The organism is Rheinheimera sp. A13L (assembly GCF_000217935.1).
In the GTDB taxonomy this organism is placed as follows: Bacteria; Pseudomonadota; Gammaproteobacteria; order Enterobacterales; family Alteromonadaceae; genus Pararheinheimera.
The window spans coordinates 203,088-224,602 of sequence record NZ_AFHI01000001.1; the positions used below are offsets into that span (position 1 = coordinate 203,088).

Here is a 21,515-nt window from a genome sequence, read left to right on the forward strand (position 1 = left end):
GTTAATCACCGCCTGAAAACCACACACTATACCAAGTGACTTGAAGTTGCAGCCAGGCGATAAGCCAGTGAGCCCCCTGGAACATAGTAAAGCTGTGAGACCAGTTTACCCTTTAAGCTGCTCAGTATCAGAGCAGCTTTACATTTCTATTCCCTTCTTACTGTTAACGGCCCTTAGCTTAAAGCTGCATTTTTAGCTTAATGCGTAATAAATAGTTGGAAGCGGTAATGTACAAATACTGTTGATCCAAACTTAGCGCCACATTGGCGGCTGCAACTCCGGTTTGGATAGTACCCAGATGGTCGCCTTTGGCGTTAAACACCAACACACCACCGGGGCCAGTCGCCAGCAAGTGACCAGAGGGCAACACTTTTAAACCATCTGGTAAGCCGGGTTTGCTTTTTACCCAGGCTGTAGCATCAAAAAACAGCTGACCTTCCCCCACAGTACCATCGGCGGCAATAGGGTATTTCCACCACTGTGCAGCTTGTGGATCTGAGTTGGCAACATAAAGCCATTGTTCATCCGGCGATAACGCCAAACCGTTAGGACGGCTCAGTTGGTCGGTGATCAGGCTTAGGTCGCTGCCTTTAAGCCAGTACACCCCATTAAAAGTCAGCTGCTTTTGTTTGGAATCATCCCCATCTTTTAGACCATAAGGTGGGTCGGTAAACAGATAGCTGCCATTGCTGTGTTGTATCAGATCATTTGGGCTATTCAATAATTTACCCTGATAACTGCTGATCAGGCTTTGGTAAACCGGGCCTTTAGTGTCGACTGATGTCAGTACTGCCAGCCTTCTGTCACCATGCTGTGCCAGCACCAACTGATTGTTCTGATTAAAAATCAAGCCATTAGAACCTTCTTTGATAGAAGGTTCGTCAACATAACCTGTATGGCCTGACGGGCTGAGATACAAAGTTAAGCCGTCTTTTGCATTCCAGCGCCAGACTTTATTGTCCGGTACATCAGAGAATAAAATATCACCGGTTTTTGGTTCAGCTACAGGGCCTTCAGACCAGCGAAAACCTTCAGCCAGTATTTCCAGTTGTGCATCTGCAGCAATCACCTGAGCAAGCTCTAGTTTTAGTTGTTGTACCGGGTTGGCTGGAATAGGGGATGGATTGGCAAAAGCCAGTGAAGATGTAAAAAAAAGCAGCGTTAAACTATGTCGCATCCTTGTCACCTTTGTTTGGTTGGAAAGGGTTTGGTTGGAAAAGCAACAATGTAGCATTGTTAGCGCAACCAAAGCACTGCAGATGACAGATAAACTTAGTTTCAGTTTTACTTTTTTTCTGAGATTGTGCTGCAGGGTCTGCACACCACGAATCAAATCAGCATCCACCATTTATGCAGGCAAAAAAAACCGCAGAGATCATCTGCGGTTTTCCGTGGTTAGCCTGCGGACAAGCTTAGAAGCGAACGTTTACACTCACCCATAAGTTACGGGCTTTGTCTTTGTTGTTGTAATGGTCAGTGTAGCTGCCTATGTAGCCATTTTCGCCATTGGCATCAAAGACACAGTTGGTACCGCTGTCACATTCAACAAAGTGCAGGTCGTAGGTGGTGAAGTCTTTATCCATTAAGTTATTGATTCGAGCAGTGAAGGTAACTGTGTCACTGGCTTCATAGCTGGCACCTAAGTGCAGCACTTCATAGGCTTTAAAGTACAGAGCTTCGTCTTTAATAGTGTCCCAGGTGCGGTAGCGTTTAGTACGGATTTCTGAGGTCAGAAACAGTTTTAAATCGTCAGTCGCAGCCCAGTCCAGTGTCAGGTTTGCCATATGTTTGGCAGTGTTGGTCAGGGGTTGTCCTGCATTAGCACCACTTTTTTGCTCACTGTCGGTGTAAGTGTAGTTAGCACGGAAAGCGACATTGTCGATAATCTGCCAGCGTCCTGCCAGCTCAGCGCCTTGTATCGTCACTTTGTCTATATTGACCGTTTTGCTGCTGGCGGCATAACCCAATTCAGCATATTCACCTGTTTCAGTACAGACCAACGTTGTGCCTGTACCACAAGGCTGAGAGGCGATCTTGTCTTCAAATTTATTATTGAAAATAGTGATGTTGAAGTTATGGTTATCCGGGTGTTCCCAATAGGCCGCAATTTCAGTGGACGTACTGGTTTCTGGTTTCAGATCCGGGTTACCAAACATAGGTGATGTGCCCTGACCACCAAAACCAACTACGCCGTCATACAGCTGAGTGGTTTTTGGCGTTTTATAACCAGTACTGACACCACCTTTGATAGTCCATTCCGGGCTTAAGGTATAAACACCATATAAACGTGGGCTCATCTCACTGCCAAAGACTTCGTGGTCGTCACGACGTAAACCAGCGGTTAAAGCAAATGCCTGAGTGGCGTCCCAGGTATCTTCAGCAAAAATGGACCACATATTGTGTTCCTGCACTTCACCTGGAGTGCCGCTTTCCATACCAAAGACGCCATCTTCCAGTTCACCACGGATCACTTGCGTACCCACTATGGCGGTGTGTTGGCCCGCCAGTTCAAATGGCATATCCATTTTGGCGTCAAAAGTATATTGATTGCTGGCCATTTTACGTTTGGCTCTTGGCAGGAAGGTATCTTGAGCCAACTGTACACGCTCTTCTTCAGTCATATCAGCATAAGCGCCGGTACCATCGATCATCGTCAATAACTGGGCACGTTCAGCCAAAGTAAAAGGTAAAGTGCGGCCATGGTTTTGTGTATCTACATAAGACAAAGACATAAAACTATTACCCAGATCCCATTTACCTTCATGACTTAAAGACCAGGTATCACGGCTAAATTCCTGAGTTGGGCTATAACCCACCCGCGGGTTGGCTCGGCGGGTCCAGGTTCCGCCATTGGTTCGGCAGGCATTGGCATTAGTGCCTGTGGCGCCTTTACAGAAGTTACCTGCTGCCCAGATACTCTGGATATTGTCGACTGTGCCTACAGGATATTCACGGCTGCCATCGTCATTGATAACAGGGCTGTTATCGTATTCCTGAGTGGAAGTTTCTATATCAAACCAAATCGCCTGATTTTCAACCGGAGTCCAGCTCAGACGCCCCCCTAATACAGAACTTTTATTGTCTACTGTTTTACCGCCAGAACCAAAGCCTAAAGAGCGATTCAGCACTTGGCCATTGGGATAAACCACAGGTGCAAAAGTTGGAGTAGAGGCCATACGGTCATAAGCACTGCCACGAACAGACATGCCCAGTACATTAGGGATTAACGGCCCCATCACGTTGAAGTCTGTAGTGACCTCTTCACCAAATCTGTCATCTGTTTGTGCAGTGCGGCTATGACTGACTGAACCCAACCACTCATTAGTGACTTTTTTGGTAATGATGTTGATCACACCACCTAAAGCGTCGGCGCCATACAAAGTAGAAGCAGGGCCACGAACCACTTCGATTCGCTCTATGGTGTCCAGTGGTGGCATATGGCCAAACTGGTTGCCACCAAAGTTATTTGGATAAATATCACCATGATTGTTCTGACGCTTGCCATCCACCAGAATGAGGGTGTAGTCCGAGCCCATGCCGCGCATACTGATAGTACCCTGACCGGTTTTATCGCGGGTTTCGCCAATATCAACACCTTCCAGATCCCGTACCGCATCCAGTAATGTAGTGTAAGGACGAGAGCGCAGCTCTTCTGCCGTAATAACTGAAATACTGGCAGGTGCATCCACCAGCTTTTGTTCAAAACCTGAAGCCGTGATGACAATGCGTTCAATATTGTTATCTCTGGCTACAGCTGCGTCTTCTGCCTGTACTGTAGCAATCAGACCTAAAGCAAGCTGAGTGGCTAATACCAGTTTTGCCGGACGGGACTTGAACATAAAAACTCCTGTTATTCGGGTAGCTCACCGCAAAAAAGCGGATAAAACCAAAGCCCGATCTATGTAAAGAAAAGTAACGAAACGCTAATGGCCGCCAATGATAGTGATTCTCATTAAAATATCAATAGCAATTGCGAACTATTTGCAATTGCAGTTGTCGTGTTGGGTTCTGTAAAAGAGTTTTTGCGACGAACAGCAAAATCAACCACTTGCGGATCACTTGCAAACAAGAACAATTCTCAGTAGCATGGCTGCAGTTTTTTATGGGGGTGCTGTGAAGAGTTCAGCTTTAGCTCGTTGGATGCGTTGGTTACATACCTACAGCGCTATGTTGGTATTGTTGCTGCTGTTATTTTTTGCCATCACGGGTATCACCTTAAACCATCCCGAACTCAGCAGCAGTCTGGGGAAAACCAGTCAGCAATTGCAGTTGGAACTGCCTGAGCAGTTACCTGATTTGTTGGATCTTCCTGAAGGTCAGCAACAAGCCGCTATGGCCTTGTATGTCGACTGGTTAAAACAAGAGCACCAGTTGCAGGGTGGCTACAACCTGAGTTTTTCGCCAGAAGATGAGCTATTGGAAGTTGATTTTAAGCGCCCTGCCGGTTACGCCTCAGTGGTCATTGATTTAGCAGAGCGCACCGCAGAGCTTGACGCTGAGTTTGGTGGTTATCTGGCTTTGGCCAACGATTTACATAAAGGCCGTTACGCCGGCAGCAGCTGGAAATGGCTGATTGATATTACAGCCGTGTTTTGTGTGCTGTTTTCGTTATCTGGTTTTTATCTATTGTGGCGTCAGCCCAACAGAAGAGATTTTGGCAATGCCACAGCAGTCGCTGGTGTGGTGTTGGCTTTATTAGCTTATATAGCTTCGTTTCATTAAGAGGGAAATTTATGCACAAGTATTTAGTCGCCGTGTTGGTATTTTTTTGCGGCACGGCCATGGCTCAGCCAGAACTGGAAGTTCAGGTTGAACTGCCAAAAATTGAGACTGGCACTTACCACAGACCTTATGTCGCGGTTTGGATCGAAGATGAACAACAGCAACCTGTGCGCTTGGTGGAAGCCTGGTTAGATAAGCCGGACTGGATTAAAGACTTACGCCGTTTCTGGCGCAAATTGGGCCGCAGTGAGCCGCAGTTGGTGGATGCAAAAACCGGTGCCACCAAAGGTCCTGGCAACTATAAAGTGCGCTGGGATGGTAAAGACGAACAAGGCAAAGCAGTGGCTGCAGGTAACTACGTACTTTTTGTTGAAGCAGCCCGCGAACAAGGCGGACGTAACCTCGCCAAACAAGCATTTAAATGGGATGGCAGTGCCGTTCAAATAGAAATCAAAGCCAGCACCGAGCTGGGCAAAATTCAACTTACTTCAGTACAGGGAAAATAGTCCAATGAAAAAATCCATTCTGGCTTCATTACTGCTTGCCACAGCGGTCAGCGCTCCGGCTTTAGCTCATACCTTATGGGTAGTACCAAGTCACTTTGTATTATCTAAAACAGGGAGCTGGGTGTCTGCTGATATCAGTGCTGCCAATATGACTTTTGTGGCTGACAAAGGTATTCCGGTAGACAATGTGGTTTTGTATACGCCAGACGGCAAAAAACAGGCGATTGAACATAAATACCAGGGCAAACGTAAATCTCAGGTCGACGCAGAACTGAATGCTGAAGGCACTTACAAGCTGGAGTTAGGTGGCCCTGTACGTTTTGGCACTATGTACAAAGTAGGTGATGAACGTAAACGTCTGATGGCAGATAAAAAGAGCCGTGCTAAAGAGTTACCGGCCAATGCAACGGACGTAGTAACCAGTCAAAGCCGCAGCCGCTCTGTGGCCTTTATCACAGTCAATAAACCAACCTCTGAAGTGTTAGCACTGAAAAATGAAGGTTTAGAGTTTAAAAGTTCAGTTCACCCAGCTGACATAGTGGCAGGAGAACCTGTGACTTTTACCTTTTTAGTGAATGGTAAAGCCCTGGCCGGAGTTGAACTGGAAGTGTCCTATGAAGGTGAACGTTACCGTGACGAAGCAGGTCGTGTGCAACATAAAACAGATGCCACTGGCCAGTTTACTTACACCCCTGTTGAAGCGGGCGTATTTTTAATTGAGGCTTCGTATTCTGCGAAAGCTGACTCTGAATTAGCGGATCAAATCCGTGAAGGTTTAACTGTGACTTTAGAAGCGGCTTTACCTTAAACTTGCTACCAACCTCTGTGTTTTGACACAGAGGTTGGGTTTCCTCAACAGCTAAATCCGGATAGCGGAATTACGCACCACCAGTTCAGGTTCAAATACATTTGCCACTTCAACATCCTTTTTATAAAGATGTTTCAGTAACCACAAAGCGGCCATCTTGCCCATTTCATGGATAGGGTTATTCACTGTAGTCAGCTTAGGTGACACATAACGGGCAAAAGGAATATTGTCATAGCCGACAAAAGATAAATCCTGCGGAATTTGCATACCCCGTTCCAGACAAACCGAAATAGCACCTGACACCATCTGATCGTTAGCACAGACCACAGCAGTAAATGTTTTGTTTTGGCTGAACAGGTAGTTCATACCATCGACGCCACTGTCTTCTTTATAATCACCTTCAAAACACAAAGCCGGATCATAAGAAATGCCCACTTCGGCCAAAGCCCGTTTATGACCTTCAAGCCGCTCTATGGCATCGTGTTTTTTTGATGGGCCTGAAATATAGGCAATATCTCTGTGACCTAAATCAAGCAAATGCCGGGTGGCCATATAACCCCCCAGCTCATTATTCAAGTAAATACAGCAGTCGCTGATTTGTGCTATGTATCTGTTGATCAGCACTATAGGAGTAGAGCTTTGACTGAGTTTAATCAGGTATTCATCTGAGATAGCTTCCACATCCAGGATCAAAGCATCACAGCCTTTACTCAGCAAAAACTCTACGCTGTCGATCTCCTGAGCGGCGTCGCTGTGACCTACAGCAATAATGACGTGACGGTTATCGGCACGCAGTGCAGCTTCTATTTCCGCCATCATAGGGCCGTAATAAGGACCATCCAGCTGAGAAACCAAAACCCCGACACTATTCGAGCAATTTGACGCCAAAGACTGAGCAAAAGTGTTAGGCCTATAGCCCAGTTCAGCCATAGCGGCCAGCACTTTTTGTTTGGTCTTTTCACTGACATTGGTGTTTTTATTCATCACTCTGGATACAGTCGCCAGAGATACACCCGCAAGCTGAGAAACGTCGTAGATAGTCGCCATAAATAGTGCTGTCACTTCTTGTTAAGTCTAAGAAAATCGGGAACTTCAGAGTAATTCAGCAAAGACTGATTTGCTCTGAAGTCCGTCATATTATCAGCTTTTATTCTGCAGCTCTCTTCAATTCCAGGGTGATTTCATCAACTTTTTGCGTGTTTAGTTTATAAGCACTCATGACAAAGGCCACAATCAAAGAACCTATGGCCGGATACAAACTAAAAGCCAGCAATAAACCTGCTTTGGTTTCTTCAGTTTGACTGACATCAGCCTGATATCCCATACCAGCCAATAACCAGCCACCTAAAGCACCACCTACAGCTATGCCCAGTTTGATAAAGAAAATGATCGATGAATACACCATGCCTGTGGTACGGATACCAGTGCGCCACTGGCCGTAATCTACTGCATCGGCCATTTTTGCCCAAAGCAGCGGAGTGCCGGTGTTAAACACCAGGTTCCATAACACATATAAAGCAATGGCAAGGCTGACATTATCTGCTGCAACAAAATAACTGCTGGCACAAAGCACAGCAGCCAAAATCTGAATGCCGATATAAAGCTTCACTTTGCAATACCGTTTCGCCAGAGGCTGGGCAATAATGCAGCCGACCATACTGCCAAGCATACCTAAAGTGATAAACAAGGTGATGCTGTCCGGCAGCTCCAGATAATACTTCACATAATAAATTGCCAGTGTAGTACGCAGTACATAACCGCTCATCAGGCATAAAGCCACCAGTGCTAATACCCGCCACTGATCGTTTTTCCACAACTGACGGAAGTTGTCCACATAGCTTCGGCTAAAGCTTTCTTTGGGTGGGTTAATCCGCTCTTTAGTGCCATAAAAACAGGCCAGAAACATAAGTACACCAAGTACACTCATTGCCATAATGGTCAGCTGATAACCTTTGGCTCTGTCGCCCTGACCAAAAAACTCGACCAGAGGCAAAGTTAAAGCTGTCACCATCAGGCCACCCAGCATGGCAAACACAAAACGGTAAGACTGCACTGACACCCGCTCTTTTGGATCAGCTGTTAATACTGCACCCAAAGCACAATATGGAATATTAATGGCGGTGTAGACCAGCATCAGCAAGGTATAAGTGACAAAGGCATAAATCATTTTGCCTTCTTCACCTAAGTCCGGCGTGGTAAATGCCAATACGCTGATCAAACCAAAAGGCAAGGCAAACCAAAGTAAATAAGGCCGGAATTTGCCGTATTTGCTTTCAGTACGATCGGCAAGAGCGCCCATCAGCGGATCTGTGACTGCGTCCAAAATTCGCACCACCAGAAACATGGTGCCGACGAAGGCCGGCGATATGCCATAAATGTCGGTATAAAAAAACGTCAGAAATAACATGACGGTCTGGAACACTATATTGCTTGCCGTATCCCCCAGGCCATAAGCAATTTTTTCCTTTACACTAACCATGTCAGGCGCATCCTATAAATTGTTGATTTGAAATTATTATTTTTTTATTAATTAACGATTACTGATCAATTTTTTGTAAGCCAGACCGCTGTTTTTCACAGTTCTTTGCTGGCTGTCGTAGTCGACATACACAATACCAAAACGCTTTAAGTAACCTTCGGCCCACTCAAAGTTGTCCATTAAACTCCAGGCAAAATAACCCTGAATATCCACACCCAGCTCAACCGCCTGATGCACAGCATTTAAATGCAACTGATAGTAAGACAAGCGCAGTTGATCATCGACTTCGCCATGCTGAAGCTGATCGGCCGTCGCAGCGCCGTTTTCCGTAATGTAAACCGGAGGCAGCTTGTATTTCTGATGCAAAGACACTAACAGATCGGTAAAGGCCTGTGGATAAATTTCCCAGCCAATATCTGTTTTAGGCGCATCGGTCATATCTACTTCGATAAAATCCCGGCCTTCTGTGGCTTTATACACAGTGCGGGTGTAGAAGTTCACACCTAAGAAATCCAGTGGCGCTTTGATAATGTCAAAATCACCAGCTTCAATTTGCGGCTTGTCTTCATCTGCCAATAAAGCAAAAGAGTCCGGGTAGGCACCATCAAACACAGGTTTGATATACCACTGGTTAAAGTAGTCGTCGGCAAGCTCTGCCGCTCTTTTATCTGCCACACTGTCGGTTAATGGATAAGCCGGAGTGAAGTTCAGCACTAAACCATTTAAGCTGTTTGGGCTATTTTTCTGCAGTACCTGCATAGCCAGACCGTGCGCCAACAATAAATGATGTGCCGACTGACGGCCATAGGCTTTTTTGGTCAGTCCTGGCGCATGAATACCGGCTTCGTAGCCTAAGTAGGAGCTACAAAAGGGTTCATTTAGAGTGGCATAAGAATAGACTCTGTCACCAAAAGCTTTGCTTAACTTGTCAGCATAATCCTGGAACAGATAGGCAGTGTTGCGGTTCAGCCAGCCGCCCTGATCTTCAATATGCTGAGGCAAATCCCAGTGATACAAGGTGACAAAAGACTTAATATTTTTTGCCTTTAATTCATCAAGAATATTGATATAAAAATCAACTCCTTGCTGATTCAGGCTGCCGTCTTTATTCATCACTCTGGCCCAGGCGATAGAAAAACGATAGGCATCTACGCCCAGGGAGCTGATCAGTGCTATATCGTCACGCCATAGATGATAGTGATCACAAGCTAAAGCGCCGTTTGAGCCATCTTTCACTTTACCCGGTGTGGCGCAAAACGTATCCCAGATACAAGGCAAGCGCTGCTCTATACCACCTTCAATCTGAAAGGAGGAGGTGGCAACGCCATAAGTAAATTCTTTTTTCAGCAGTCTCGAGCCTTTCGGCAGTTCATAATTCATCGTTATCTTCTTTTCATCTTTAAAAATTAGAGGGTAAAAGTGGCTTGTTCAAAACTGGCCCAAACTTGTAATCGCTTCCATTTTTTGTGTTGTGCAGGCCATACTCAAATCCTTGTTTGTTGTTTAGGGCTGTTTGGGTTTATACGAAATCAATAAACATATTGGCGGTTAAACGACCAGTGACAGGCGAGCCATCTATGTCTGTTGTGTTGTCTACCAGTGAAGAGTGCAACAAATTGCTGGGGTAAATAATCAATCTGTTGGCCTGGTAAGGGACTTGGTGGTACAGCTCATAATGCCCGTTGCTTTGCACCTGATAACGCTGGGGTGGCGCCCCATGCTCATCAATAAACTTTTGAGCTGACTGGAAATACTCTGCTCGCCTTTGGTCGCTTACCCGTTCAAAACCTGTAGGTTTATGCCGGAAAAAACCTGTGCTGCCATGAGGACTGTCATTGAGATAATGCAGAAGTGCAAAATAATAAGGGGCGCTGGTATCAAAATGTGGCATGCATTGCAGCGGGTGCAGGCTGTTTTCGGCCTGAGTGATCAGCGCATAAAACAGCATCTGTGGCTTTAATCTGAGTGTTTCCGGCACCTGATAGACTTTATAAATCAGCTGATACAAGGCATTTAAACTGGCCGCCACATAGTCTTTTGGTAAAAGAGCACGCTGACCCGGATAATAAGTCTGGTTTTCCCGCATGAAGTTGCTTTTCTGTGCATGCTGGCAGAGAGCTGACAAATCCACAGCAAAGTTATCAATCATAATTAATGGCGTTTTTTCCAGCCCAAGATAAATAATTTCGGGCCGGATGGCGTCATTCACCTGATAATTCAGCGCTTCCATCATAGTCTGCTCAGACCAAAGACGACTTGCAATAATGCTGAATAAACTCATGGTGAGTCGGGAACTGACTCACAGTGCGTTTCACATTGTGTTTAATGCTCATCAGGAAATCATTCAGCTCTGAATCCGGCATTAAATCCACTATTGGATGATACTGCTGCGGCATTAAGCCCTGACCAATCAGCACCTGCAACCAGGAGCTTTCGCCAAATAGTTCCTGAGCAAACTTATAAACTTTGCCGGACTGTTTAAACAATTCCATACGATGAGACAGCGTTTCCGGGATATCCATCGCTTTGCAGTAACGCCAGAACTTCGTATCGGTACGCTCTGTGGCTTTGTAATGCAGAATGATAAAGTCGCGGATATTGTCCATTTCAATTTTGGTCTGACGATTAAACTCAGCGACTTCTGCAGCCAGAATGCCGTCGGATGGGAACGCCTGCAGCAGGCGAATAATGCTGCGCTGAATCAAATGAATACTGGTCGACTCCAGCGGCTCCAGAAAACCGCTGGATAAGCCAATGGCGACACAGTTTTTGTTCCAGTGCTGACGACGGGTACCGGTTTTAAATTTAATCAGCCGGGGCTCAAATAACATTTCTCCTTCGACATTGTCGATCAAAGTTTGTTTGGCTTCTGCTTCTGTTATAAATTTGCTGCAGAACACCAGACCATTGCCAACCCGGCTTTGCAGTGGAATTTTCCATTGCCAGCCAGCATCACGGGCTATAGCGCGAGTGTAAGCCACAGGTTCCTGTGTGGTTTTGGTTTGCACCGCATAAGCACTGTCGCAAGGTAACCAGTGGCTCCAGTCTTCAAAGCCGGTATTCAGCGTTTGCTCTATTAATAAAGCGCGGAAGCCTGTGCAATCGATAAATAAATCACCTTCAATCAGCTCGCCGGATTCCAACAATAAAGCGCTGATACTGCCGTCCATATGCTGCTGCACTTCGCTAATTTTGCCTTCAATACGTTTGATGCCGTGCTGCTCAGATAAACGGCGCAAAAACTTAGCGTATAAAGAGGCATCCATATGATAAGCGTGATTCAGATCCTGATTAGGCGTCACCGCAAAACGGCCCTGGCGTGCGCCCAAGTGCTCGACGCAATAGTCACCAATTTCACTGGCTATGCCTTTTTGTTTACCTTTGACCCAAAAATGCTGGAAACCACAGGCCCAGCAGTCTTTGCCTAAAAAACCGAAGGAGTGAATATAGTTTTCGCCTTGAGTTTTCCAGTTTTCAAACTGAATACCCAGTTTAAAAGTGGCATTGGTGGCGGCCATCACTTCAGATTCTTTAATATTCAATAAGCGGTGGAAGATGTGCATAGTTGGGATAGTGGCTTCGCCGACTCCCACAGTACCAATATCGTCCGATTCAACTAATACCACTTCAAGATTTTTACCCAGCAACTTGGTCAGGCCAGCCGCTGTCATCCAACCTGCTGTGCCGCCCCCTGCTATCACTACTTTTTTAATTCTGTTTTGTTCGTTATTCATAGCCTCACCTTTGTTGATTGGTATTGTTGTGGTGAATGATCAACGCTTTAGTTTGTTCTGTAAGTCAGCTCTGATCTGACGTGCATTCAGCTCATCCAGCGGTTTAGTCAGCATCTTTAGTGCCTCTGGCTGTATATGATCCTGGGATACATAGTCGTGCTCAAAAATGTAGTAATCAAAAATAGCTTTCCAGGCCTGACGCTGCGCTTTAGGCAAACTACGCAAACTCAATACCGCCATAGACAAGGCATTATTTGGCCGGCCTAAATAAGCTGGAGTGTCACGCCACCAGTGACTGATCAGCACATTAAAGGCATCCAGTGCTTCCACATGGTGCCACCACATACTGGGAATAAATAACAGATCACCAGGTTCAAGATGGGCAACCTGCGCATGCTGCAAAGCTTCGGCAAATTGAGGGAAACGCTCAAAGTCAGGCGCTGCAAAATCCACCATACTGACATCCTGGCCGCCAGGAGCAAATTCCATAGGGCCCGGATACAAATTGGCGATTTGCTCTGGTGGGAACAAAGTAAAAGTACGGTGTCCTACCGCATTACAAGCCAGATTCTGCGGAAAATCATAATGAGCTGCTATTCTGGATTGATTACCTAACCAGACACTGGTTAACGGGTTGATGCCATCCAAAGCAAGACTGTTTTGTGCTGCTAAACCTGGAAACCACTGGTTGATTTCAGTAGAGCCCATGTAATAAGTCGGCACTTCTTGTTGACCATTCAAAGCAAACAAACGCTCAATCAGCTGATTAAAATCAATTTTTCCGCCCTGATAATTAAAGCCATCTTGTTTGGCGTTATAAAACACCCGGCCTTGCTGATCGGGCTCTATATAACAGGCACTGACAGGATTTCCCTGATAAAACTGCCGGATATAATCGGCCGCCGCAGAGGCAGAAACCAAACCAGCCTGAACTAAAGGCCATTCTTTGCACAAGCCTTTAAAAACCAGGGGTTGGCTGGTGTTAGTGATCAACGCAAGGGCATCAGCCAGGTCGCATCCTTCCAGCGTTTTTACTTGTGCTAATGGCTTATTTATTAACTGGCTCATCAGGCTTTACTCAAACTGCTTATTTTTTAAATGCAACAAATGACGAATATTGGACTGAGAAGCTATCGCCATATAAATCGCCTGCAAATAACCTTTTTGATGCAGCTGCGCCAAAGTCTCTGGCGATAAAGCGGCAAGGTTTTCTTCATGAATAGTATAAAAACCCGCCAGCTGCTGTTTTTGGCCATTACTGAAGGTCAGATCCAAAGTAAAAGACTCCAACAAATGATGTTCAAGCAGCAGATCAACAAAAATCTTGCTGTCGAGCATGCCAAAATGAATGGTTTCCAGCATCCCGGCGACTTGATCCAGATAGGTGCTGTTACCACCAAAAGGCAAAAATAAGCTCTCGCCTTCTATGCTGCTGACACGAGGATTGTTTAAGTCGATATGGATCACACGCTGAGCGGTTTCAATACCGTCTTCACGCACCATTTGCTGACCAATTAGAAAGGGCTGCCGTCTGAGCATCAGCGGCACATAACAACCACGCCAGTTATCCTGCTGTAAAAACAGATTTTCCTGATCCTGAAAACCAAAAAGGGTGACGGCAAAAAACTGATTGCTTTGGCTGTCTTTGTGAAAAAAAATCGGGTAGTGGGCCTGGGCCGTACGAAATTCCTGAGGAAAAGTGATAGCAAACCACACTGCATCACCGTATTGTGCGCCTCTGGCCGTAATCACTTTCAGGTCTCGGTGTTCAACACTGTTCAGTAAAACATTGTTACTCATACTGTATCCCGGTCTGTTATCTGTATTTTTAGTTATAGTTTGTTTGAAGTTTGTGAGCTGCAATTAAGGCTGCTGTTTATTGCTTCTTTATAGGGCAGAATTTATCAAGATATAGCATCTTCATTCCGGATTGAAGATGCCAGTATAGATTGGGCCATGTCCTTATGGCCCTGATCCAGCTTAGAAGCTGTAGCGGGCACCAATGCTGTAACGGGCACCGGATTCAACCAGGCTTAATACCTGCTCTTTGGCACGACCATGAACACGAATATGTTCATCCGTAATGTTCAGAGCTTCGACAAAAATAGTTAAGCCTTCCACTTGAGGTAAGTCATAACTGACTGACATATCAATTTGGTGATAAGCCTCAGTGTATTTTGGATGAGCCCCTGTGTCATGGCTTTTGGAGTTCAGGAACTGATCACGCCAGTTGTAAGCAATACGAGCCTGGAAACCATCCATTTCATAAAATAAAATGGCGTTGGCTGTGTCACTTAAACCTTCGATGGCAGGCTGATCCTGCAACAGGAAGTTGTTATAGGAAACGTCACTGTCAACCATGGTGTAGTTAGCAATAGCACCAAAACCTGTTTCACCAAAAGCGTGCTGAACCGCAAATTCCCAACCATCTATAACGTCAGAGTCTGTACCGTTAGAAGGGGTATTAATTTTGAACAACAAAATTTCATCTTCGCCAGCCACACCATCTATAGTGCGGTTCGCAACATCTACGCCAGGTGCATTTGGATAGTTAGCAAAAATCCAGTTACGAATAGCGCCGGCGTCATTACCTACAGCGGCTACAGCTTCATCATATTTTTTGCCATCTACCGGATTTGGAATACTGTAGATAGAGGATTCAACAATAGAATTACTGATAAAGTTGCTGGTATCTTTACGGAAATAACCGATAGAAGCATAACTTGCAGGTGCGTAGTACCATTCAGCCGAAAGATCGATATTTTTTGATTCCAAAGGCAACAGACTTGGGTTACCAGCATTACCACCACCACCGGCACGGTTGGCTATAGTTGCGACAACAGTACCGCCCTGAATCGACACATAATCCGGACGACCTATAGTTTCACTGTAAGCGGCACGTAACATCACATCGTCAACGACCTCGATGTTGAAGTTCAGGCTAGGCAATAGATAGTCGTAATCACCTGTTTTCGTCTGGAATTCACGCTGACCACTGGCTTGTAATACCACTTCAGTATCGGCAACCCAACGTGCGCCATTGTAGGCAGCAACTGCAGAGGTTGAAGTGACGTCTGTTTGCTCATAACGCACACCGACATGCACATCGTATGGCATACCAGAGATTTCATTTTCATAATTGTACTGCACATAAGCAGAACGCGATTCTTCTTTGGTGTAACGGTTCACATCACTGTTGTAATCAGTAGATGGGCAGAAGTTGGTACCACAATCACCAGCGCCAACAAAACCAGCTGGGGTGTACAACTGTTCAGCACGGGCACGTACTGTGTTGAAATCCCAGAAGAAAATAGTGTCCAGAACTTCAAAGTTACGATCCGGCATTAAGGAAAAATCACCTTTGCCCGCGTTAAATTTGTCATGGATAGTACCAGCAGGGAAATAGGAGTCATCAAAATCACCGGCCTGACCTACACCGCCCCAATCGTTACGTTGCACGTTGACTGATTTTGAGTGGTTGTCGACGTCCGTGATAGCAATACCAAAATCTATACTGCCAGCGCTTTCAAACACGTATTCGCCATCAAACTGGTACTGATCAATTTCAGACTTGTTGGTCGAATTACCAAATACGCTGCCTGTCACTATCATGTCGGAAGGGCGAACTGCATTACCGCCTTCGACCGCTAATAACGGCATTTCTCCGGTAAAATCTGTCGCAGCACTTTGGCGAACAAAAGCGGCTGTACTTAAAGTATTGTTTGAACCCAACACATGATTTGGCTTGAATTCAGCATCAGATTGATGCGCATCAAAACTCAGTTTTAACTTGTCTGTGGCTTGCCATTCCAGATTCAAACCCAAAGAACCACTTTGGTTGCGCACGCCATAGTCACCTGCGCCCATAGACAAATCGGCAAAGCTATTCCCATAGTCTTCTGAATAAATCAGCGGTGAAGAGACAGGGCCATCAGTCCAGACACTTTGTGAAGGAACATAGGTATACCAGGCAGACACATCGTTGTATTGAGTGTCGATATCATTGCGCATGTAGGTATAGTCTAAGGATGCTGTCAAATTATCAGTAGGAGCATATTGCAGCACTAACTGGCCGTTAGTGCGGGCACGTTGCTGTTCTTCAAATTTGTAAATGGTGGTTTGTGGCACAGAATACACATCATCAGCACCAGGGCGGTTTACCTGATTATCTAGTGGAACACTTCCCCATTGCCCCGAAGTGATATCCACTGTACCTGGGAAACTGCGCCAGCCAGTGCCTACGTTGGCTTGCTGGGTACCACTTTCACGCTCCTGATAACTGGCAGAGACTAAAACACCAAATTTATCATCATTAAAAGTGGTTGAATAAAGCCCGGCAATTTCTGGAGTGGCCGAACCTTCTTCAGTAGAACGATCGTCTACAACTGCAGCACTAAACACAGCTTTGTCGCCGCCGGCATTTAAAGGTTTTAAGGTTTGAACATCAATAACTGAGCCGATACCACCTGTTGGGTTTGCAGCAAAACTGGTTTTGTTTACTTCAACACCGCTGATGGTGTCAGCAGAAATATTAGCGAAATCAAAAGAACGTGAACCTGTAGTCACAGGCATTTGGCGACCGTTCAGCGTCACTAAGTTATAGTCCGGACCAAAACCACGGACCGATACTTTACTGCCTTCACCGTTGACACGGTCAATGGACACACCGCTGATACGCTGCAGAGATTCTGCCAGATTGGTATCAGGGAATTTACCTATATCTTCGGCGGAAATCGCATCCACAATACCAGTAGACGAACGTTTGGTATCCATGGACTTAATCAGACTACCGCGAATACCTGTGACGCTGATTACTTCAATTTTTTCTTCAGCTTTAGCGTTTTGCTCCTGTGCGTCATCCGCAAAAGCAGGCATAACAACGCCTACTCCGAGCACTAATGACAGACTGGTGGCGAGTCTGGTCTTTTTGAATGTTTTGGATTTCATCTTAGTTCCCTGTCGACTGTTTTTTTGGCTTTTTACTTTTATAAGAAAATTATTGTGACGCCGGACAGATAGCTGAACTACTCCCCAAAGCTAACTGTAAGCGCTTTCACAAACTTAGGTGATTTTTTTTAACTCGTCAATACAGAAAAACTAATTCTTACATTTTGGTTAAAAAACAGTTGGCAATACTGCCTTTATCAGTTAAAAATGAAACCGCTTACAATCTCATTCTGATTCAGCAAATCAAGGTGTTGTGTTGTCCTTTGCTGAAATAATGCGATGTAACTTTAGAACAATAATAAGCAAATCAAAGATTTGCATTCCGGAGTTTTTAATAAGCCCGGAGGACACGGGGACAGAACACCAAGCACCCATCAGAGCTTTTGTATGCATTTGCATAACAAAAATGCTGATTTGCCTGCCAGCCCCGCCGATCAAAACTCTGCTGACCTCTTGCAACTATCCGACTTTCCATCGGAAGCGGACACCAAGGCAGACAGAGCTCAACAGGATTAAAATTATGTTTCGATCTAAACCATTGGCGTTGTTGTGCAGTGCTGCTCTTATCACCACTTTGTCTGGTTGCGGCCAACAAAACACCAGCACTGAAACAGCGGCAGAAGTTAAAACAACAGGAGCCGACAGCCTTGCTCTGTGGCCTGAATTAAAAAGCCCTTTAGCGAACAGCGACACAGAAAAAGCAGTACAGCAATTGCTGGCCACTATGGCCATAGAGCAAAAAGTAGCTCAGTTGATCCAGCCTGATATCCGTTGGATGACAGTCAAAGATATGCGTCAGTATGGTTTTGGTTCTTTTTTAAATGGCGGTGGTTCTTATCCTAACGACAATAAAAACTCCACAGCGGCGGATTGGCTGGCTTTAGCTCAGGCTTATTACGACGCTGGTGTCGATACAAGCATAGATGGCAGCAGCATTCCGCCAATTTGGGGCACAGATGCTGTGCATGGTCACAACAATGTGGTTGGCGCTACTGTATTTCCACACAATATAGGTTTAGGTGCGGCCAACAATGCACAGTTAGTTGAAGCCATAGGCAGAACAACAGCTGTTGAAGTGGCAGCCACTGGCATCAACTGGATATTTGCCCCCACAGTAGCAGTAGCCCGCGATGACCGCTGGGGCCGCACTTATGAAAGTTATTCCGAAGACCCCACTATTGTGAAAGAGCTGGGCGCAGCCTTGGTCAAAGGTATTCAGGGCAATGTTGGCGCTGATTTTATGCAAAGTGGCCGTTTAATTGCCACAGCTAAACATTATCTGGGCGATGGTGGCACTGAAAACGGCAAAGACCAGGGGAACAATCTGGATAACGAAGCCGATTTAGTCCGCTTACATGCTCAGGGTTATATCAGCAGCCTGAATGCAGGCGTACAAACAGTGATGGCAACTTTTAACAGCTGGCATGGCGAAAAAATACATGGCAGTCACTACCTGCTCACTACTGTTCTAAAAGAACGTATGGGCTTTGATGGCTTAGTGGTAGGAGACTGGAACGGCCATGGCCAAATTCCGGGCTGCACCAACACTAATTGCGCCGCAGCCATTAATGCAGGTGTAGATATTTTAATGGCGCCGGAAGACTGGAAGCTGTTGTATCAAAATACTCTGGCTCAGGCCAAAGCCGGTGAAATATCAGCAGCACGGTTAGACGATGCGGTCAGTCGTATTTTAAGAGTGAAAATCCGTGCAGGTTTATTTGAACGCGGCAATCCGGCTCAGTCTGAATTTGCGGGTAAAACAGAGCTGATCGGCCATGCGGATCATCAGGCCCTTGCCGCTCAGGCTGTGCGTGAATCTTTAGTGCTGTTGAAAAACAATGATCAATTACTGCCTTTAGCACCTAAGCAAAAAGTACTGGTGGCAGGTGACGGTGCTGACAACATTGGTAAACAAAGTGGCGGCTGGACTTTAACCTGGCAAGGTACGGGCAACACTAATGCCGACTTCCCGAATGGGCGATCCATTTATTCAGGCATACAACAGCAGGTTGAAGCAGCCCAGGGCTCTGTTGAATTGAGCGCCGATGGCAGTTATCAGCAAAAACCTGATGTCGCTATTGTGGTCATAGGTGAAAACCCATACGCCGAATTTGATGGTGATATCAGTACTTTGGATTATCAGGCCGGTAAAAATACCGATCTGGACCTGCTGAAAAAACTCAAAGCGGATGGCATTCCAGTGGTCACTGTATTTTTAACAGGCCGGCCTTTATGGGTAAACCCTGAACTGAACCAGTCAGACGCTTTTGTTGCGGCCTGGTTACCTGGCACTGCAGGTCAGGCAGTGGCTGACGTTTTATTTAAAACTCAAGCTGGTGAAATTCAGTATGATTTTAAAGGCAAACTGCCATTCTCCTGGCCAAAAACAGCCGGTCAATCCCCTTTAAATCAGGGTGATAGCAACTACGATCCGCTTTTTGCCTTTGGTTATGGCCTGACTTATCAGAACAACACCACTATCGCCAATGACTTAATCGAACAAATCAACAGTGCAACCAGCGCCAGCAACAAAAGCTTAAGTTTATTTGAGCGCCGTCCGGCTTCAGGTTATAGCCTGATTTTGCAGGATGAACAGGGTGTTGTGACCGTGACCGGCAATAAGGCCAAAAGTGCCGATCAAAGCCTGAACTTAGCCGCAGTAAACTGGCAAAAACAGGAAGATGCCTTATCGCTCGACTGGGCAGCCAATTCTAAATCCAGGCTGGTATTGCAAGCCGCAGTGCCGCTGAATGCCAGTGGGTATGGCCAACTGGTAGTGGATATGAAATGGAATACAGCGCCAACAGCAGCTGTGACTTTAGCTTTGTCTTGCGGTTCAGGTTGTGGTGGTTCTTTGGATTTAGCAGAACTGATGAACAACAAAACCGCAGGCCAATGGCACAAGATGGTGATTGATTTAAGCTGTTTTGCCGCCAAGGGCGCAGCGTTAAATCATCTGCAGCAGCCTTTTGTATTACACAGCGAAGCGGCTTATCAGTTGAGTATTGCCAATATCCGATTCACTCCAGCCACAACAAAGGCCGACCTGAGTTGCCCAGCAACTTAATACTTTAATAACAGGAACAGAACATGATGCAATCCATGCCATCGGCCGAAACTCAGAACAGCACTACAGCAGTCAGTAGCTGGGCTTTGCCTGCCCTTACTTTTTTGTTTTTTATCTGGGGTTTTATTACCTGTCTGAATGACATTTTAATTCCACATTTAAAAGCAGTTTTCGATCTGACCTACACTCAGGCTATGCTGATCCAGTTCTGCTTTTTTAGCGCTTATTTTGTGGTGTCTTTACCAGCAGGAGCCTTGATCAACAAACTGGGTTACCAAAAAGGCATAGTTGCAGGCTTAGCTATAGCTGGTTTTGGTACGCTGAATTTTATTCCGGCGGCCAGTTTTCACAGCTATCCCTGGTTTTTAGCAGCACTTTTTGTGCTGGCATCCGGTATCACTATTTTACAGGTCGCAGCCAACCCTTATGTCACTGTGCTGGGCAATCCAAAAACCGCCTCCAGCCGCCTGACAATGACACAGGCTTTTAACTCGCTGGGCACTACAGTAGCACCTTTAGCAGGTGCTGCTTTGATCCTTAGTCAGCTCGACAGCACTGAAGGCGCTGATGCGGTGCAACTGCCTTATCTGATCCTTACAGTAGCCTTATTTGCAGTGGCTTTTATCTTTTCACGCCTGAAATTACCTGTGGTTGAAAACACTACAGCAGCAGAAAAAATCTCCATTAAAGCCCTGCTGCCATATTCCCACTTATGGTTCGGTGCTTTAGGTATTTTTATGTATGTTGGCGCTGAAGTGGCGATAGGCTCTGTGATGGTCAACTTTATTGCCTTGCCTGAAATTACAGGGCTGGCGGAAGCTGAAGCTGCACATTACGTGGCCTGGTATTGGGGTGGTGCTATGGTAGGCCGTTTTGTTGGAGCCTTACTGATGCAACGTATTAATGCAGGTTTATTACTGGCTGTTCACGCTGCAACCGCTATTGTGCTGCTGGTACTGGTGATTACAGGTCAGGGTCAACTGGCATTATTGGCTCTGCTGGCTATAGGTATTGCCAACTCTATTATGTTCCCGACTATTTTTAGTCTGGCATTACAAGGCTTAGGAAAATACACAGGTCAGGGCGCAGGTTTATTGTGTCTGGCTATAGTAGGCGGCGCTTTAGTGCCTGTCGCTCAGGGCATGCTGGCCGACTCTTTTGGTCTGGCTTTGTCTTTTATACTGCCGGTGTTTTGTTACATCTATATTTGCTACTTCGGTTTACGTAGTCGCAAAGTAACCAGTTAAGGCGC

At 45.9% G+C, this 21,515-nt stretch carries 15 protein-coding genes; 5 read left to right on the forward strand and 10 right to left on the reverse strand.

The window, feature by feature from the left end:
• Positions 1-178 precede the first annotated feature (178 nt).
• Both RHEIN_RS00860 and RHEIN_RS00865 read right to left on the reverse strand, forming a co-directional pair.
• Complete coding sequence (locus RHEIN_RS00860) at positions 179-1,177, reverse strand: SMP-30/gluconolactonase/LRE family protein (RefSeq protein WP_008897072.1); 999 nt, start codon at positions 1,175-1,177, stop codon at positions 179-181.
• Between the two features lie 235 nt (positions 1,178-1,412).
• Positions 1,413-3,839 carry a TonB-dependent receptor domain-containing protein gene (locus tag RHEIN_RS00865; protein WP_008897073.1) on the reverse strand — a complete coding sequence of 809 codons (2,427 nt, stop codon included), beginning with the start codon at positions 3,837-3,839 and terminating at the stop codon, positions 1,413-1,415.
• A 274-nt stretch (positions 3,840-4,113) separates the two neighbouring features.
• Here RHEIN_RS00865 and RHEIN_RS00870 point away from each other — a divergent pair, with 274 nt between their 5' ends.
• From RHEIN_RS00870 to RHEIN_RS00880, 3 genes are read left to right on the forward strand one after another with little or no spacing between them, the layout of a single operon-like run.
• Positions 4,114-4,722, forward strand: a complete 609-nt coding sequence (locus RHEIN_RS00870; protein ID WP_202797753.1) for a PepSY-associated TM helix domain-containing protein — start codon at positions 4,114-4,116, stop codon at positions 4,720-4,722.
• A gap of 11 nt (positions 4,723-4,733) precedes the next feature.
• Entirely contained in the window at positions 4,734-5,228 is a 495-nt protein-coding gene (locus RHEIN_RS00875; protein WP_008897075.1) for a DUF2271 domain-containing protein, read from the forward strand.
• Positions 5,229-5,232: 4 nt separating this feature from the next.
• Positions 5,233-6,036: a DUF4198 domain-containing protein gene (locus tag RHEIN_RS00880; RefSeq protein ID WP_008897076.1), complete on the forward strand. Its 804-nt coding sequence runs from the start codon at positions 5,233-5,235 to the stop codon at positions 6,034-6,036.
• Between the two features lie 51 nt (positions 6,037-6,087).
• Here the strand turns inward: RHEIN_RS00880 and RHEIN_RS00885 are convergent, their stop codons facing one another.
• The 8 genes from RHEIN_RS00885 to RHEIN_RS00920 form a co-directional block, all read right to left on the reverse strand.
• Positions 6,088-7,083 carry a LacI family DNA-binding transcriptional regulator gene (locus RHEIN_RS00885; protein ID WP_008897077.1) on the reverse strand — a complete coding sequence of 332 codons (996 nt, stop codon included), beginning with the start codon at positions 7,081-7,083 and terminating at the stop codon, positions 6,088-6,090.
• 100 nt (positions 7,084-7,183) lie between these two features.
• A complete protein-coding gene (locus RHEIN_RS00890; protein WP_008897078.1) occupies positions 7,184-8,515 on the reverse strand; it encodes a glycoside-pentoside-hexuronide (GPH):cation symporter in 1,332 nt (443 codons plus the stop codon).
• A 51-nt stretch (positions 8,516-8,566) separates the two neighbouring features.
• Positions 8,567-9,895 carry a GH1 family beta-glucosidase gene (locus RHEIN_RS00895; RefSeq protein ID WP_008897079.1) on the reverse strand — a complete coding sequence of 443 codons (1,329 nt, stop codon included), beginning with the start codon at positions 9,893-9,895 and terminating at the stop codon, positions 8,567-8,569.
• Positions 9,896-10,034: 139 nt separating this feature from the next.
• Positions 10,035-10,796 (reverse strand): DUF6445 family protein, encoded by a 762-nt coding sequence (locus RHEIN_RS00900; RefSeq protein WP_202797754.1) that lies wholly within the window; start codon positions 10,794-10,796, stop codon positions 10,035-10,037.
• Positions 10,756-12,249 carry a tryptophan halogenase family protein gene (locus RHEIN_RS00905; RefSeq protein ID WP_008897081.1) on the reverse strand — a complete coding sequence of 498 codons (1,494 nt, stop codon included), beginning with the start codon at positions 12,247-12,249 and terminating at the stop codon, positions 10,756-10,758. Before RHEIN_RS00905 ends, RHEIN_RS00900 begins: the two co-directional genes overlap by 41 nt.
• Positions 12,250-12,288: 39 nt before the next feature.
• Positions 12,289-13,317 carry a cupin-like domain-containing protein gene (locus RHEIN_RS00910; protein WP_008897082.1) on the reverse strand — a complete coding sequence of 343 codons (1,029 nt, stop codon included), beginning with the start codon at positions 13,315-13,317 and terminating at the stop codon, positions 12,289-12,291.
• A 6-nt stretch (positions 13,318-13,323) separates the two neighbouring features.
• The gene (locus tag RHEIN_RS00915; RefSeq protein WP_008897083.1) at positions 13,324-14,049 is read right to left on the reverse strand and encodes a SapC family protein; all 726 of its coding nucleotides are present in this window, start codon (positions 14,047-14,049) and stop codon (positions 13,324-13,326) included.
• Positions 14,050-14,229: 180 nt separating this feature from the next.
• On the reverse strand, positions 14,230-17,196 hold the full coding sequence (locus RHEIN_RS00920; protein WP_008897084.1) for a TonB-dependent receptor: 2,967 nt from the start codon (positions 17,194-17,196) through the stop codon (positions 14,230-14,232).
• Positions 17,197-17,716: 520 nt separating this feature from the next.
• On the opposite strand from RHEIN_RS00920, the gene RHEIN_RS00925 reads away from it, so the two are divergent.
• The gene (locus RHEIN_RS00925; RefSeq protein WP_008897086.1) at positions 17,717-20,263 is read left to right on the forward strand and encodes a glycoside hydrolase family 3 protein; all 2,547 of its coding nucleotides are present in this window, start codon (positions 17,717-17,719) and stop codon (positions 20,261-20,263) included.
• A gap of 23 nt (positions 20,264-20,286) precedes the next feature.
• A complete protein-coding gene (locus RHEIN_RS00930; RefSeq protein WP_008897087.1) occupies positions 20,287-21,510 on the forward strand; it encodes a sugar MFS transporter in 1,224 nt (407 codons plus the stop codon).
• Positions 21,511-21,515 lie beyond the last annotated feature (5 nt).

Coding starts and splice junctions, on each gene's coding strand:
- RHEIN_RS00885 (WP_008897077.1), bottom strand. CDS start 7,083: ATGGCGACTATCTACGACGTTTCTCAGCTTGCGGGTGTATCTCTGGCG.
- RHEIN_RS00865 (WP_008897073.1), bottom strand. CDS start 3,839: ATGTTCAAGTCCCGTCCGGCAAAACTGGTATTAGCCACTCAGCTTGCT.
- RHEIN_RS00895 (WP_008897079.1), bottom strand. CDS start 9,895: ATGAATTATGAACTGCCGAAAGGCTCGAGACTGCTGAAAAAAGAATTT.
- RHEIN_RS00875 (WP_008897075.1), top strand. CDS start 4,734: ATGCACAAGTATTTAGTCGCCGTGTTGGTATTTTTTTGCGGCACGGCC.
- RHEIN_RS00860 (WP_008897072.1), bottom strand. CDS start 1,177: ATGCGACATAGTTTAACGCTGCTTTTTTTTACATCTTCACTGGCTTTT.
- RHEIN_RS00910 (WP_008897082.1), bottom strand. CDS start 13,317: ATGAGCCAGTTAATAAATAAGCCATTAGCACAAGTAAAAACGCTGGAA.
- RHEIN_RS00915 (WP_008897083.1), bottom strand. CDS start 14,049: ATGAGTAACAATGTTTTACTGAACAGTGTTGAACACCGAGACCTGAAA.
- RHEIN_RS00925 (WP_008897086.1), top strand. CDS start 17,717: ATGTTTCGATCTAAACCATTGGCGTTGTTGTGCAGTGCTGCTCTTATC.
- RHEIN_RS00930 (WP_008897087.1), top strand. CDS start 20,287: ATGATGCAATCCATGCCATCGGCCGAAACTCAGAACAGCACTACAGCA.
- RHEIN_RS00880 (WP_008897076.1), top strand. CDS start 5,233: ATGAAAAAATCCATTCTGGCTTCATTACTGCTTGCCACAGCGGTCAGC.
- RHEIN_RS00900 (WP_202797754.1), bottom strand. CDS start 10,796: ATGAGTTTATTCAGCATTATTGCAAGTCGTCTTTGGTCTGAGCAGACT.
- RHEIN_RS00905 (WP_008897081.1), bottom strand. CDS start 12,249: ATGAATAACGAACAAAACAGAATTAAAAAAGTAGTGATAGCAGGGGGC.
- RHEIN_RS00890 (WP_008897078.1), bottom strand. CDS start 8,515: ATGGTTAGTGTAAAGGAAAAAATTGCTTATGGCCTGGGGGATACGGCA.
- RHEIN_RS00920 (WP_008897084.1), bottom strand. CDS start 17,196: ATGAAATCCAAAACATTCAAAAAGACCAGACTCGCCACCAGTCTGTCA.